The following is a 14,245-nucleotide window of genomic DNA, read 5'->3' as shown; positions in this document are numbered from 1 at the left end:
ACTATTGCAAAATAGTTAAAAAACGAATATTATATATAACTGTTGTGAAAATTATTCGTAAACAGAAAGGATGTTTATATGTTTAACCTTTCAAAACATAAAACTTCTATTAAAACTGAAATTATGGCAGGTATTATTACCTTCTTAACAATGGCATATATCATTGTCGTAAACCCTGTCATCCTTGGGGATGCAGGAGTTCCATTTGAACAAGCATTTACAGCAACAATTATCGCTGCTGTTGTCGGAACATTATTTATGGCGATCTTTACAAACTTACCAATCGCAATTGCACCAGGTATGGGATTAAATGCTTACTTCTCTTACTCTGTTGTAAAAGCTCATGAAGGCATGACTTTCGCAATTGCATTCTCTGCTGTATTCGTAGCAGGTATGATTTTAATTTTGTTATCATTCACATCTTTCCGTACAAAATTAATGGAAGCAATTCCTGAAAACTTAAAACATGCAATTACTGCTGGTATCGGTCTTTTCATCGCCTTTATCGGTTTACGTTTAACAGGTATCGTTACAAAAAATGAAGCAAACTTAGTTGGACTTGGTGATCTTCACTCTGCTCCAGTACTACTAGCATTAGCTGGACTTGGAATTACAATTGTCCTTATGTCTTTAAATGTAAATGGTGCACTATTTATCGGAATGCTATTAACTGGTATTATCGCTTACTTCACAGGACAATTATCGTTCTCAAACGGCGTTACATCAATGCCTGGATTACCAGAAGGAATCATCGTTTCCAATCCAATTACTGCTGTATCTGATGTAATTAACTACGGATTATACGGCGTTGTATTTTCATTCTTCCTTGTTACATTATTCGATACAACAGGTACATTACTTGGCGTTGCTCAACAAGGTGGATTTATGAAAGATGGAAAGCTTCCAAAAGCTGGACGAGCTCTTCTATCTGACTCATTCTCAGCAACAATCGGTTCTATGTTCGGAACAACACCATCAACAGCTTACATTGAATCATCTGCTGGTGTTGCAGCTGGTGGTCGTACTGGTTTAACAACTGTTACAGTAGCTGTTCTATTCGCACTAGCAGCATTCTTCGGACCATTAGTAAGTGCCGTTTCTGGTGTATCAGCTATTACTGCCCCATCATTAATTATCGTTGGTAGTCTTATGATGGGATCAGTTCGCCACATCGATTGGGACGCATTTGATGAAGCATTCCCAGCATTCTTAGTAATCTTAAGCATGCCACTTACATCAAGTATCGCAACAGGTATCGCACTTGGATTTATTTCATACCCACTTATGAAAGTGGCAAAAGGTAAATTCCGTGCTGTTCACCCACTTGTGTATGTATTCGGAATCTTGTTCGCTTATCAATTAATTTTCTTACCACATTAAAATCCCTCATAAAGAGGGATTTTTTATTTATAAAAGAAAAGTAGAGCATCGAAATTAGATGCTCTACTTTTCTTTTATAACAATCATACGAATTACTTTTAACACTTCTCATTTACTTGTAATTCTTTACTATACTTTTGAATCAAAACGGATGAAACAACCATTACCATCCCTACACTCAACCCAATAAGCTGATCTAGTAGCATTTCATCATGAATGAACCAGCGCAGTAAAAATACACCACCAAAAATAAGCAACATAGTAAATCCAGTATGTCTAAGACCTTTATATACATTTTCCATATGTATCACCTCTTCACATACTTTTATCCATATTATACCATACATCCATCAAGCAAACGTATTGTCCTCTGGCAGCATGCAGCTACCTTTTGATCGTGTGTTACAACTAGCACCGTTTTCCCTTGTTTATGAATCTCTTTTAAGATGCTCATAATTTTCTTTCCGTTTTCTTGATCAAGAGCACCCGTTGGTTCATCAGCGAGGATAATTTTAGTATCTTGTGCTAAAGCCCTTGCTATTGCTGTTCTTTGCTGTTCTCCACCTGATAACTCGTAAGGATATTTGTTAATATGCCTCTCAATCCCTACCATTTTCAGCATTTCTTTTGAAATTTGCATACGTTTCTTATGAGAAATTCTTCTATATACAAGCGGAAGCATTACATTTTCAACAACTGTATAATCATCTAATAGCGAAAAGTTCTGAAACACAAATCCCACTTCCGTATTTCTATACTTATGATAGTTTGCCTTTAATGTACTTGTATCCATTCCATCTAAAAAATACTTTCCAGTAGAGGGGCTATCAATTAAGCCAATAATGTTAAGAAGAGTAGATTTCCCTGAACCAGAGGGGCCCATAATAGCTACCATTTCGCCTTGTTCTATTGTAAGATTAATATCTTTTAAAGCACTAAAATTACTATGTCCAAAGCACTTCGCTACATTTTCAAGCCTAATCATCTATAACACCTCTTTCATATATATTTTTTTATTTTTAATACAGTGAAATAAATGATTGCATATATAATGAAGATCATTATAATTGATAAAGCACCTATAACAACCAATGATTCTATAGAGACTTTTAACGTTCCAAAGAAAGATACTATACTATTTTCTAGCCCTTTCTGAATTTCAATTACTCCGCTATTCTCCCATTGAAAATACATTATTCCTAAACATATCGATAAAACGAATAGCAACATATACTCAATAATAAATGGAAGACATATTTGAAAAGTGCTTGCACCTAACGCTGATTTAATAGAAATATTTTTACACTCCATATAAAGTGCTGCCATTGATGTTAATACGATAGATAGAAATGAAAAAAATAAGACTGTACCGCTTAATAATAAGGGGTATGACATATTATCAATACCTTGTTTTTCATTTTCTAACAATTTATTCGGATTTGTAACATAATACGAATAACCCTTACCTTCTGTTACCTTTAATACTTTCTTTTGAAATTCATTTATATTTATCTTCTCATTTGTTTCTATAATTAACCCATTGTATAAAAGTTCTGCACTATAGAACTCTATTTCTTCTGTTCCAATTGGTAAAATCGCCATGTCATCTAATAATGTAATACGATTATCCGATATTTCACCGCTTCGAGGATATGTGAATGGTGAATTTTTTTCTAAAAAGCCAATTACTTTTAGCTTCATTTTTCCAGATGGTATAACATCACCAATAGATACCTTACCTATATAATTAGCACCTAATATAACAGGTCTAATATCAAATACTGATTTATGAAATTCCGATTCCTCAAAATATCTTCCTTGTGAAATTCGTATATGAAAGTACTTATTAATATCTTTATCAACAATAAGAGTCTTTATCGTTCCATTTTCTTCTTTTAAACTAAGTGAATAGTTACGGAACAAATAATTTGTTTTATTTGTTATTGGTATCGTATTAGATAACCCTTGCATGAAATGTTGATAATCATTTTTCGCTTTTTCTTCGCTAAACAATGTTATATCTTGCGTCGCATAAAGTTCATAGAAATTTTTATGAGTCGATAAATTATTTGCTATCGTCATCATTTTTCGATATCCGGAAAGATTACTAACAAATTCTATTGCTGAAGAAAATGCAATAATTAAAGAAATTACTATAATCAAACTTGGTAACAACCGTTTTTTCACAGACCGTATAGAATCAAATATAAAAAACATGAAGACCTCCTACGTTCTTAAATGTTTTCCGGGATATATATTTATAATGTGCTTGATTGGAATTACAGTAACACAAATTGTAAGAAGAATTATAAAAACAACATTGCATATCAATACATATAGTGTTAACGGTTTTACTAAGTATGTCTGAAAATAAGTATGAATTGTTCCCGAAAACATTTCTAACGTAATAAAAACTAAGAACATCGCTACTAGAGAAATAAACAAAATTTGAATATATAGTTCGCAGTAAATAGATATATTAGAAGCACCTACTGCTTTTTTTAATGAAATCTCTTTTTCTTTTTTATAAATCCAAAATAAAACCGCAGAAATGCCAGAAACAATTGCAACAAGAATGAATTTATAGTAATACTTATTTGCTGGATCTACATGTGTCACATCTAGTTCCTGAAGATTTCGTTCATTCAGTATTTGAACATCTCCCGAAAGCACTTCTTTACTCCTACCCATAAACTTTTTTATTTCGTTATGAATAGATGATGTAGGATTAACAACTGTTAATTGTAATTGTTTACTCGCGATAATACCTTTTTTAGATATAGTGGGTAAGTTTTGAAGTGGAACGTATATGCCTGCTACACCGACGTCACTGTCCTTTCTTGATATAGTTCCTATTTTTTTATATGTATCATCAAATTCATATAACTCCTCTACATTCGTTTGATCGCCAACAACCATATCGTTTACATTTTCACGATGAAAATATTGTCCTTCAGAAATATATGGCTTCCAATAATAATCATCTTTTAAGTTCACAGCTATGATCTTTGTTGCCCCTGAACTATTCAATGCTTTTAAATTTTCTACGTAAATATCACTTTTCACAAAAGTATCTTGTATGAGGGGAATTATCGTTTCCAATTCGGTTTCATTCGCTATCGGAACAGTTAACGTTTGATTCTTTTCTGGAAAACCAATTTGAAAGGCAGCTATAAAATTTCGTTTAGACTCTGTTAAAAGCGCGGCTACTGATATAGAAAGAAAAGAAATAAAAAATGACATAAGAAGAATTAAGAAAAACAGTTTATTACTTTTTATATTTTTAAAAGCTAGGTACATGTCTGTGCTCCTTTTAAATAAGAAGGAGATGCTGAACATCCCCTTCTCCTTATCCAAATATTTATAAAAACAACTGTTTAATATTTTTTACCACTGTAATCGTAAGTTACCATTACTATCAAAAGTACCTTTGTGTGTATCTTCTTGATAGTCATTATTCTCATTCGCATAATGCTCCGAGTATAGTCCTTTTGCACCAAAGGCGTTATATGCACCATTACTCACAGTTGCGTTTAATGCTCTTCCAGATTCATGGGATCCTAATTTGTCTGAAGCGCTTTCAATATATGAATTATTTCCATTTGATTTAATAAAAGAAATTGCTACTGAACAACGAGATGCATTTTGATTCGTAGTAGTTTGAGCTCTGTAAGATAGTAGGTTACCGCTTTTGTGACCGCTTAGAGTTGGATAGAATTCACTTGTTGAGATTGATGTTGCTAATAATACTAAAGTCGTAATTGAAAAAACTTTTCCTTTCATTAACAATCACCTCATAAATTTAATAGTTTAGTAGCGCTACATCATCATAATATCCTTCAAATAAATTCTCCTCAATAAGAAACCTCGATGTTTTACAAACTCTTTAAACACTTAAACATTCATACATTTTTAAAAAGTAACGTATAAGTAGCAATATAAAAAGACTGCAGAGAAATTCTTCTCCGCAGCCTAATCATTATTTTTGTAAAAACGACTGTAAATCTGCAAACTGTCTCTTTGCATCTTCATAGCCTTGTTCATATAAATTTTGTAGTTTTGCTGTATCTTTTTCCATACGATCTACTTGAAGCTGTACTTCTGGACGAATAACAAATAAGTTCCCAGCTTGCTCTTCTTTTTCAATGTAGTGAAGTGTTTCATTATACACTTCATAACGATTCAACATCGTATTAACAAGGTTCGGATATTTTTTATAAGCTTTCGCTGCCACCCATCCAAACTTTGATTTTTTCTTAGCATAACCATGATTTCTCGTTAAAATAACGACTGATTTTTTAAATCCATCTTCCTGTGCTTTACGAACTGGAATCGGATCAGAGATTCCTCCATCTAATAACTGTTTACCACGGTAATTTACTACAGGTGCAATGAAAGGCAATGAACTAGATGCTTGTAATAAATTTAGTGCATCATCATTCGTTCCTTCTTTTTCAAAATAAACAGACTGTCCGGTTTCACAATCTGTTGTTCCTACAAGGAATCGCTCTGGGCTATTAAAGTATGTTTCAAAATCAAACGGCACATGCTTTTCTGGGATTTCATGAAAAATGAAATCCATATCAAATAACTGACGTTTTCTCCATAAGTTTTTATACGATAAATATTGCGGGTGTGATGCATAATCAATATTTACTGTTTTATTTCTATTTTTTTGTCTGGAAAGATACGACGCTGCATGACAAGCACCAGCTGATACACCGATTACATATGGAAAATATAAATCTTGTTCCATAAAATATTCTAATATCCCGCCCGTATATACACCACGCATACCGCCGCCTTCTAATACTAACCCCGTATTTTCAAGCATGTTATTCTCTCCTCTTTATATATTGACTCTTTAATTATTCACCATGTTAAGTATCTTTCTCTATTATATATGAGTTTTTTTAGAAATTATATTCAAAAGACTTGAAATAAAGGAGTTTTTTCTTCCAATTATATTTCCAAATGTTTGGAGACATCCTTTATAAACCTTTGAATAAAATCTTGCTCTTCTTTCGTATATCCATCTAAAAGTAACAGCCACTTTTCTTCAGCTTGTTTATGCAATTTATCATGAGCTTTATATATTTCATTTCCACTTTCCGTTAAGCGGAAGAAAATTTCTTTTTGATTATCTAACATTTGCATCTTCTCAACGAATTGCTTTTGAAACAACTTTGTACAAATTTTAGAGATTGCCCCCTTCGTCATTCCCATTTCTGTCGTAATTGCCGTTACATTCATCAGACCACTTTTCCCAATACACTCAATCACATGTAACTCAGATAAAGACATACCACTTATACCTGTCTCACGAAGAAATTTCTCATTTTGTCCTTTCAAATGTTCTTCTTTTTTATGCAAAAGTGTACGAATGTCCGAAAGTATTTCCATTTGTTTCGTTGTATAATCCAACCCTTTCGCCCCCTAAGTTTCCAAAGAAACAATTTAACTATATACCATTTTAAAATCATTTTTTCATATTTACAAGTGAGAAAAACATGTTAAAATAAATTTAGTTTCCTAGGAAACTAAATTACAAGGAGGTTAACACGATGAACAAATCCAAACCACATTTCATTTTATATGTTGTCTGTATGAGTGCCTTACTCGGTTCTTTCGCTCAAAATATTTACACGCCTATCTTGCCTATGATTCAAGGTTCTTTTCACACTTCTCTTTATCTTGTAAATTTAACAGTTTCCCTTTTCACATTCGTTCTTGCAATTATGCAGCTCATATATGGACCTTTAATTGATACAAAAGGAAGGAAATCTGTCCTTATCCCTAGTTTAATCATTAGTACAATTGGCTCAATCGGATGTGCTTTTTCGGCGAACATTTACTTATTTCTATTCTTTAGAGCTGTTCAAGCTTTAGGAATAGCAGCTATACCTGTAGTTGCAGCAACGATTATCGGTGATTTATTCAAAGGAAAAGAACGCGGAGAAGCGATGAGCCTGTATCAAATGTTACTTGCTCTCGCTCCTGCGATTGGCCCTCTCATAGGTGGTTATCTCGGCAGTATAAATGGCCACTTATCCGTATTTCTGTTTTTATCTACAATTGGTATCATCTTATTGATCATAAACATTTCACTACTTCCAGAAACAAAACCAACTGTAAGTAAGCAACCGCAAGCAAAAAAGAATTGCTGGTTTATCTTAAAAAATAAAACTGGATTTTCTATTACTCTTATTGGCTTCATTCAATTTTGTATTTACTTTTGCTTCCTCGTTTTTTTACCGAGCATTTTAACAAATTCATTTCACTTAACTGCAAGTACAATTGGCCTTATATTTGTACCAATGTCCCTTTCTATTATGTTAGGAAGTTATTGCTACAAGCTTTTGCAAAAACGCCTTACAACAAAGCAAGCTTTATTCATCACTAGTTTCTTCAATATTATATGTGTCACTTTATTCTCTTTCACATATAGCATCAATATCCCATTCATCATTATCGTTACATCTTTATACGGTTTTAGTATGGGACTTTCTATGCCAACTCACACTACTTTATTAACGGAAGAATTCGTGCAAGACCGTGCAACTGCTATCGGTATGTACAACTTCATCCGCTATCTCGGTATGGGCACAGGGCCACTTGTAGGTGGATTTCTTGTATTTAATCAAACTTACTTTTGGATTTTCTTCCTAGGTGCAATTACATTTCTATTTATTATTTTATGCGCACTGAAAATGATACGTTTTCAGGCTGTACAAAAAGCAAAATAGAGACCTATAGATGGTCTCTATTCTAAACTCTTTGATCCGCAACGATATGAATATCAATATACTTCGTTTCTCTCATAATTTCATTTACAATAGAACCTTTTCGTATTTCTTCCCACCTTGTTCTTGCCGATTGTCCGAGTAAAATTTGCGTTACTTGTAGTCTTTTCGCGACTTCAATAATAACATCAGCCGGCTTTCTACCGTTTGCTTCTTCTAATACAAAACTTGCATCGAATTGATTCGTTAGCGACTTCCACTCTTCAATCGTTTGCTTTTTCCCTGCTGAAAGAGAATCTATATTTTCTCTTTCTACATTTAATACATACAATTCAGCGTTTAGCCGATCAGCCATGCGCCATCCCCGTCTTATTAATTTCTCTGCTGTTGAACTGTATTGTACACAAACAAGAATTTTTTCTTTCACGCCAATCGGTTCTATAACAGTTTGGCTAATTTTCTCGTCCATATCATCGGCAACTTCCCGAAGTGATAATTCTCTTAGTGCCCCTAAATTATTGAGCGTAAAAAAGTTTTGTAAACTTTGCTCTATTTTTTCTTCTTTATATATTTTCCCGTCTATTAATCTCTTCCTTAATACTTCCGGCGTTGCATCGACGAGCTGAATTTCATTTGCTTTTTGTAAAATAAAATCTGGAATACGTTCTCGCACTTTGACATTCGTAATTTGAGCTACAATATCATGAACACTTTCTAAATGTTGAATGTTAAACGCTGATAATACGGATATACCGGCATCTAGCAATTCCTGTACATCCATATAACGTTTCTTATTTTTAGATCCAGGAATATTGCTATGCGCAAGTTCATCTACAACAACTACTTGCGGTGCACGTTTTATAATTCCTTCTACATCGAGTTCATAAAATACTTTCCCTTTATAATCTATTTCTTTTAAAGGAACTTTTTCTAAATCAGCAATTGCGTCTTCCGTCTCTTTTCTCCCGTGCGTTTCAATTAAACCAATTACAATATCCGTACCGTCCTTTTTCATCTCTCTAGCATCAAATAGCATTTTATAACTTTTCCCTACCCCTGGAGCTGCTCCTATATATAGCTTTAACTTCCCACGATTTTGCTGACGAATATATTCTAAATACTCTTCTGGCGTTCGCCTTTGAAAAGTTGGTTTATAGTCATCCGCATACAAAACACTCACAACCTTTCTTTCGAAACAACACTACCTCAATCCGTTAGATTGAGGTAGCGCTGTTACTATTTCATTAATTTCTGTAATTCTAAATTTAACTTTAAGACGTTCACGCGATTTTCTCCAAATAAGCCAAGTGCCGCACCTTCCGTTTGATCTTTAATCAATTGTTCTAGCGTTTCTTTCGGAATTTTCGTTAATTTCGAGATACGATCTACCTGTACGGAAGCTGCCTGTGGACTAATATCAGGATCAAGCCCTGAACCTGAATTTGTCACTAAATCGATTGGCACTTCTGTAACTGGTACGGCCCGGTTTTGTTTCTTCCACTCTTCAATACTTTTCTCTACTCTTTTCTCTAAATCTGGATTAGACGGTGCATAGTTATTTGAACCAGATGCTTCTGCTTTATATTCAATACTAGAAACACGCCCATGAAAATAACGTGGATCTGTGAAATTTTGACCGATTAATGTAGAACCAATCACTTCATTTTTATCATTATATATTAGACTTCCATCCGCATTATCCTTCATTACTGCTTGTGCAATACCAGTTACAATAAGCGGATATACAAGGCCGCACAAAACTAAAAATGTAAAAGTAATACGGATGATTGGTGATAGTATACTTTGTTTCTTCGCCATCTTTTTCCCCCTCTTCCTTATATGAACAAGCCGACAATTATATCAATTACTTTAATTCCAATGAACGGTACAACCACTCCGCCAAGCCCATAAATAAATAGGTTACGTCCAAGTAGTGCATTCGAACTCATCGGTTTATATGCGATACCTTTCATCGCCAATGGAATAAGTAACGGAATAATAACAGCGTTAAATATTAATGCTGATAAAATCGCCGACAGTGGTGATGTTAGTTTCATAATGTTTAATGCTTCCATTTGCGGAATCGCAAGTGTAAACATAGCTGGAATGATTGCAAAATATTTTGCAATATCATTCGCAATACTAAACGTCGTTAACGCACCACGCGTCATTAACAATTGCTTACCGATTCCTACAACCTCAATAATTTTTGTCGGATTCGAATCTAAATCAATCATATTCGCTGCTTCTTTTGCAGCTGTCGTCCCACTATTCATCGCTAATCCAACGTCAGCCTGCGCTAATGCCGGCGCATCATTTGTACCATCACCTGTCATCGCTACAAGTTTCCCTTTATCTTGCTCTGCTTTAATAACTGCAATTTTATCTTCTGGCTTACACTCAGCAACAAACTCATCTACCCCTGCTTCTTTTGCAATCGTTGCTGCTGTCAATGGGTTATCACCCGTACACATAACCGTTTTAATCCCCATTTGGCGCAATTGTTCAAAACGTTCACGCATACCAGGTTTTACTGTATCCTTTAAATAAATTAAACCGTAAATACGATTATCCACTGCAACCACCAGTGGTGTTCCGCCCTCTTTTGAAATGAAATCTGCTTTTTGATTTACATCTTTCGGAATTGTTCCGCCTTGCGACCTAACCCATTCAATCACGCTACCTACAGCACCTTTTCTCACTTTCGTTCCGTCCTGTAAATCGACACCACTCATTCTCGTTTCTGCTTTAAATGGAACAAATTCACCTTGTTCTGCAATTTCTCGATTATATGATATAGATTTCGTTTTTACATATTCGATAACTGATCGACCTTCTGGTGTTTCATCTAAAACTGAACTAATCGCAGCCCATTTTCCTACTTGCTCAATCGTCTCATTCCCTACAGGAAGCAATGTATGTGCCATTCGGTTCCCGAAAGTAATCGTACCTGTTTTATCTAAAATGATTGTATTAATATCTCCCGCAGCTTCTACTGCTTTACCCGACATCGCTAACACATTAAACTTTGTCACACGGTCCATCCCGGCAATACCAATTGCTGATAATAAACCACCAATTGTCGTTGGAATTAAACAAACTAACAACGCTACAAGTACAGCTGTATCAATTTGAAACCCTAAATAGTTTGTAAAAATCGGCAACGTCACAACGACGATTAAGAAAATAAGCGTTAAGCTCGTTAATACTGTATTTAAAGCAATCTCATTGGGCGTTTTTTGACGAGCAGCTCCTTCTACTAACGAAATCATTTTATCAATAAATGATTCACCAGGATTGCTCGTAATGACAATTGTAATCTCATCACTTACAACCATCGTTCCGCCTGTTACGGAACAAAAATCACCGCCCGCTTCTTTTATTACAGGAGCCGATTCCCCTGTAATCGCAGATTCATCAACTGACGCTAATCCTTTTATGACTTCTCCATCACTTGGAATCATTTCTCCTTGTTTTACAATAACAACGTCATCTTTTCTCAGATCAGTTGCTGAAACTTGAACAATGTCTCCATTTTCTTTTACAACATTTGCAAACACATCTTTCTTCGACTGTTTTAAAGAATCGGCTTGCGCTTTCCCCCGCCCTTCCGCTAACGCTTCTGCAAAGTTAGCAAATAAAACTGTAAATAATAGAATGAGAGAAACTGTTATATTAAACCATCCTGGTACACTACTAGAATGACTTGGAAGAAAAGATAAAATGAACGTAATGATAAATCCAATTTCTACAACAAACATAATCGGATTCTTTATCATGACTTTCGGATTCAATTTCGCAAAGGATTGTTTCATCGCATGTTTCACGATATCACGATCCATCGTTTTCGCTTGTCTAACTTCATCTTCTACAGCATGTATTTGTGACTCATTTACTCTTTTTTCTTTTACCACTACCGGTCTCATCATTTACCCTCCATTACTTCAATGTAAGAAATTCTGCAATTGGACCAAGTACTAACATCGGGAAGAATGTTAATGCACCGACAATTACAATTGTTCCGATGAAAATGCCGCCAAATAAACTATTATCCGTACGAAACGTTCCGACTGTTTCTGGTACAACCGTCTTTTCTTTCAATGAAGCTGCAACAGCTAGCATCGTAATTAAACTGAAATAGCGTCCTAAAAACATAACTAAACCAGTTGTAATATTCCAAAACGGTGTATTATCCGCTAATCCTTCAAATCCAGATCCGTTATTCGCAGCTGACGATGTGTATTCATATACCACTTGCGTTAAACCGTGGAAACCAGAATGAGAAATAGCATCCGTTCCTAAACTTGTTGAAAGAGCTAGTGCTGAAAATCCTAAAATGAGTAGTGGGTGAAATAGTATCGTTACCGCAATTAATTTCATTTCCTTCCCTTCAATTTTCTTACCTAAAAATTCTGGTGTCCGTCCAACCATCAATCCAGATATAAAGACTGCGATAATCGCATACATAATAATGTTCACAAAACCTGCTCCAACGCCGCCGTATACTGTATTTAACATCATATTTACGAGTGGTACTAATCCGCCAATTGGTGTTAACGTATCATGCATCGTATTAACGGCGCCTGTTTCGGCAGCTGTCGTTACTGTTGCGTATAGGGAAGAAAATACCGTTCCAAATCGTACTTCTTTTCCTTCTGTACTGCCTTGTACATGTTCGATACCCAATCCATTTAACGCTGGATTCCCCTGTAATTCAGATGTCGTAATCGTTATAAATCCTAGTAGAAACACCATGAATAGTGATACGAAGAGGATACGACCTTGTTTTTTATTGCCTACCATTCGTCCGTACGTAAACGGAAGTGCTGTTGGCAATAACATCATAAGCATCATTTGCAAAATATTACTCATTTGTCCTGGATTTTCAAAAGGATGCGTAGAGTTTGCTCCGAAAAATCCACCGCCGTTATTTCCAAGTTCCTTAATGGAAACGAATGATGCAACAGGCCCACGTAATATACTTTGCTTTGCCCCATCAATCGTTTGTGCTGTAACAGCACTGTCTAACGTTTGTGGTACACCAAGTGCAACAAAAACTAGCGCCGCAATAAATGCGATAGGAAGAAATACTCTCGTTAATGCTCTCGTAAAATCAACGAAAAAGTTACCGAGTTCTTTTCCAGCGAGCCCTCTTATAAATGCCATAACGAGTGCTAACGTCGTTGCCGGTGCTGCAAACATTAAAAATGTAATTCCAATTAATTGTGATAAATAAGATAAACCATTTTCACCGCTATAATGCTGTAAATTTGTATCAGCCATAAAACTAATTGCTGTATTAAAAGCGAGCGTAGGCTCCATTCCTTCAATGTGTGCTGGATTTAATGGCAATACCCCTTGTAGTCTGAAAATGAAATATACGACAACAATCATAAATCCATTTAATAAAACTAATGATAGTGCGTACTGTTTCCACGTTTGATTGTATTCTTTTACACCCGTAATTTTAAAAATAAGTTTTTCAAAAGGCCCGAATACTTTATCTAGCTTTTTACTACCTTGAAAGGCTTTCTCTAAATAAATTCCCGTTGGCTTTGCCACAAGAATAAACAACAGCATTGTAATAACAACTGCGACCCAGATCATAATGAATGACTCCCCCTAATTAAAACTTTTCCGGATTTAATAATGCATACACTAAGTACACCGTAATTGCTGCAACAATAACCGATAAGGCAATCGTCATGATTGCTTCCCTTCTTTCACAACTTTATCTGACCAACTTGCAAGACTTGCCATTGATGCGACTAGCACAACAAAAATCCCGATCATTACAACATCTAACATAGCAATCTCTCCTTTGTAAAAATTTACCATTTAATTATCAAAAAAAGAACACTAAGCTCTACTTAGTGTTCGAAATGAACAACACAAAGTAAACCTCCTCTCTAAACGCTTACGAGGTTAGCTGTCGGATTCGGGCCTAAAGAGTAGCCCTACTTTCAAAACTGAAAGATTCACCCCAAGTGACGATGCACAAAATTGGTTCCCCCGCTCCATTTCTGGAACTCAGCGATTTTAGGTTTTTTTGGAAATTTTATGAATGATTTATGAGAGTAAATATACTCCTCTATATTTAACTTGTAAAGAGGCAAATTACT

General features: G+C 35.0%; 14 protein-coding genes, 1 pseudogene and 1 riboswitch. Of the genes and pseudogenes, 2 read left to right on the top strand and 13 right to left on the bottom strand.

Features of this window, described 5'->3' with window-relative positions; all coding sequences use genetic code 11:
• Nucleotides 1–78 precede the first annotated feature (78 nt).
• Nucleotides 79–1,380, top strand: a complete 1,302-nt coding sequence (locus tag FS742_RS13785) for an NCS2 family permease (protein WP_144612977.1) — start codon at nt 79–81, stop codon at nt 1,378–1,380.
• Between the two features lie 98 nt (nt 1,381–1,478).
• Here the strand turns inward: FS742_RS13785 and FS742_RS13780 are convergent, their stop codons facing one another.
• The 7 genes and pseudogenes from FS742_RS13780 to FS742_RS13750 form a co-directional block, all read right to left on the bottom strand.
• Nucleotides 1,479–1,682 carry a hypothetical protein gene (locus FS742_RS13780; protein WP_144612976.1) on the bottom strand — a complete coding sequence of 68 codons (204 nt, stop codon included), beginning with the start codon at nt 1,680–1,682 and terminating at the stop codon, nt 1,479–1,481.
• A 32-nt stretch (nt 1,683–1,714) separates the two neighbouring features.
• Complete coding sequence (locus FS742_RS13775) at nt 1,715–2,365, bottom strand: ABC transporter ATP-binding protein (RefSeq protein WP_144612974.1); 651 nt, start codon at nt 2,363–2,365, stop codon at nt 1,715–1,717.
• Nucleotides 2,366–3,597 (bottom strand): annotated as a pseudogene (locus tag FS742_RS13770) (ABC transporter permease).
• A gap of 9 nt (nt 3,598–3,606) precedes the next feature.
• The gene (locus tag FS742_RS13765; protein ID WP_000280233.1) at nt 3,607–4,680 is read right to left on the bottom strand and encodes an ABC transporter permease; all 1,074 of its coding nucleotides are present in this window, start codon (nt 4,678–4,680) and stop codon (nt 3,607–3,609) included.
• A gap of 87 nt (nt 4,681–4,767) precedes the next feature.
• Nucleotides 4,768–5,163, bottom strand: a complete 396-nt coding sequence (locus FS742_RS13760) for a hypothetical protein (protein ID WP_144612970.1) — start codon at nt 5,161–5,163, stop codon at nt 4,768–4,770.
• Between the two features lie 196 nt (nt 5,164–5,359).
• Nucleotides 5,360–6,214 carry a patatin-like phospholipase family protein gene (locus tag FS742_RS13755; RefSeq protein WP_144612969.1) on the bottom strand — a complete coding sequence of 285 codons (855 nt, stop codon included), beginning with the start codon at nt 6,212–6,214 and terminating at the stop codon, nt 5,360–5,362.
• A 128-nt stretch (nt 6,215–6,342) separates the two neighbouring features.
• Nucleotides 6,343–6,804 (bottom strand): MarR family transcriptional regulator, encoded by a 462-nt coding sequence (locus FS742_RS13750; protein WP_144612967.1) that lies wholly within the window; start codon nt 6,802–6,804, stop codon nt 6,343–6,345.
• Between the two features lie 140 nt (nt 6,805–6,944).
• Here FS742_RS13750 and FS742_RS13745 point away from each other — a divergent pair, with 140 nt between their 5' ends.
• Nucleotides 6,945–8,126, top strand: a complete 1,182-nt coding sequence (locus FS742_RS13745; protein WP_144612965.1) for an MFS transporter — start codon at nt 6,945–6,947, stop codon at nt 8,124–8,126.
• Nucleotides 8,127–8,148: 22 nt separating this feature from the next.
• Here the strand turns inward: FS742_RS13745 and kdpDN are convergent, their stop codons facing one another.
• The 6 genes from kdpDN to FS742_RS13715 are packed head-to-tail and all read right to left on the bottom strand — an operon-like array spanning nt 8,149 to nt 13,931.
• The gene (gene kdpDN, locus FS742_RS13740; RefSeq protein ID WP_144612962.1) at nt 8,149–9,303 is read right to left on the bottom strand and encodes a KdpD-like non-kinase potassium sensor; all 1,155 of its coding nucleotides are present in this window, start codon (nt 9,301–9,303) and stop codon (nt 8,149–8,151) included.
• 56 nt (nt 9,304–9,359) lie between these two features.
• The gene (gene kdpC / locus FS742_RS13735) at nt 9,360–9,941 is read right to left on the bottom strand and encodes a K(+)-transporting ATPase subunit C (RefSeq protein WP_144612961.1); all 582 of its coding nucleotides are present in this window, start codon (nt 9,939–9,941) and stop codon (nt 9,360–9,362) included.
• A 17-nt stretch (nt 9,942–9,958) separates the two neighbouring features.
• Complete coding sequence (kdpB, locus tag FS742_RS13730; protein WP_144612959.1) at nt 9,959–12,049, bottom strand: potassium-transporting ATPase subunit KdpB; 2,091 nt, start codon at nt 12,047–12,049, stop codon at nt 9,959–9,961.
• Between the two features lie 13 nt (nt 12,050–12,062).
• The gene (gene kdpA, locus FS742_RS13725) at nt 12,063–13,730 is read right to left on the bottom strand and encodes a potassium-transporting ATPase subunit KdpA (protein WP_144612957.1); all 1,668 of its coding nucleotides are present in this window, start codon (nt 13,728–13,730) and stop codon (nt 12,063–12,065) included.
• A 19-nt stretch (nt 13,731–13,749) separates the two neighbouring features.
• Nucleotides 13,750–13,830 (bottom strand): K(+)-transporting ATPase subunit F, encoded by an 81-nt coding sequence (gene kdpF, locus FS742_RS13720; RefSeq protein ID WP_000150656.1) that lies wholly within the window; start codon nt 13,828–13,830, stop codon nt 13,750–13,752.
• Nucleotides 13,827–13,931 (bottom strand): SipW-dependent-type signal peptide-containing protein, encoded by a 105-nt coding sequence (locus tag FS742_RS13715; protein ID WP_000887889.1) that lies wholly within the window; start codon nt 13,929–13,931, stop codon nt 13,827–13,829. The genes kdpF and FS742_RS13715 overlap by 4 nt, the downstream gene beginning before the upstream one ends.
• Before the next feature lie 92 nt (nt 13,932–14,023).
• Nucleotides 14,024–14,169: riboswitch (cyclic di-AMP (ydaO/yuaA leader) on the bottom strand.
• Between the last annotated feature and the right edge of the window lie 76 nt (nt 14,170–14,245).

The organism is Bacillus cereus (assembly GCF_007678085.1).
Classification (GTDB): Bacteria; Bacillota; Bacilli; order Bacillales; family Bacillaceae_G; genus Bacillus_A; species Bacillus_A cereus_BE.
Note: the sequence above shows the minus strand (reverse complement) of the source record. Positions and strands in the feature narration are given on the sequence as shown.

What these genes read in the sequence shown, in the direction of transcription:
- kdpC (WP_144612961.1), bottom strand. Translation starts at nt 9,941, where the DNA reads ATGGCGAAGAAACAAAGTATACTATCACCAATCATCCGTATTACTTTT.
- FS742_RS13715 (WP_000887889.1), bottom strand. Translation starts at nt 13,931, where the DNA reads ATGTTAGATGTTGTAATGATCGGGATTTTTGTTGTGCTAGTCGCATCA.
- FS742_RS13765 (WP_000280233.1), bottom strand. Translation starts at nt 4,680, where the DNA reads ATGTACCTAGCTTTTAAAAATATAAAAAGTAATAAACTGTTTTTCTTA.
- kdpB (WP_144612959.1), bottom strand. Translation starts at nt 12,049, where the DNA reads ATGAGACCGGTAGTGGTAAAAGAAAAAAGAGTAAATGAGTCACAAATA.
- kdpA (WP_144612957.1), bottom strand. Translation starts at nt 13,730, where the DNA reads ATGATCTGGGTCGCAGTTGTTATTACAATGCTGTTGTTTATTCTTGTG.
- FS742_RS13780 (WP_144612976.1), bottom strand. Translation starts at nt 1,682, where the DNA reads ATGGAAAATGTATATAAAGGTCTTAGACATACTGGATTTACTATGTTG.
- FS742_RS13755 (WP_144612969.1), bottom strand. Translation starts at nt 6,214, where the DNA reads ATGCTTGAAAATACGGGGTTAGTATTAGAAGGCGGCGGTATGCGTGGT.
- FS742_RS13745 (WP_144612965.1), top strand. Translation starts at nt 6,945, where the DNA reads ATGAACAAATCCAAACCACATTTCATTTTATATGTTGTCTGTATGAGT.
- FS742_RS13760 (WP_144612970.1), bottom strand. Translation starts at nt 5,163, where the DNA reads ATGAAAGGAAAAGTTTTTTCAATTACGACTTTAGTATTATTAGCAACA.
- FS742_RS13785 (WP_144612977.1), top strand. Translation starts at nt 79, where the DNA reads ATGTTTAACCTTTCAAAACATAAAACTTCTATTAAAACTGAAATTATG.
- FS742_RS13775 (WP_144612974.1), bottom strand. Translation starts at nt 2,365, where the DNA reads ATGATTAGGCTTGAAAATGTAGCGAAGTGCTTTGGACATAGTAATTTT.
- kdpF (WP_000150656.1), bottom strand. Translation starts at nt 13,830, where the DNA reads ATGACGATTGCCTTATCGGTTATTGTTGCAGCAATTACGGTGTACTTA.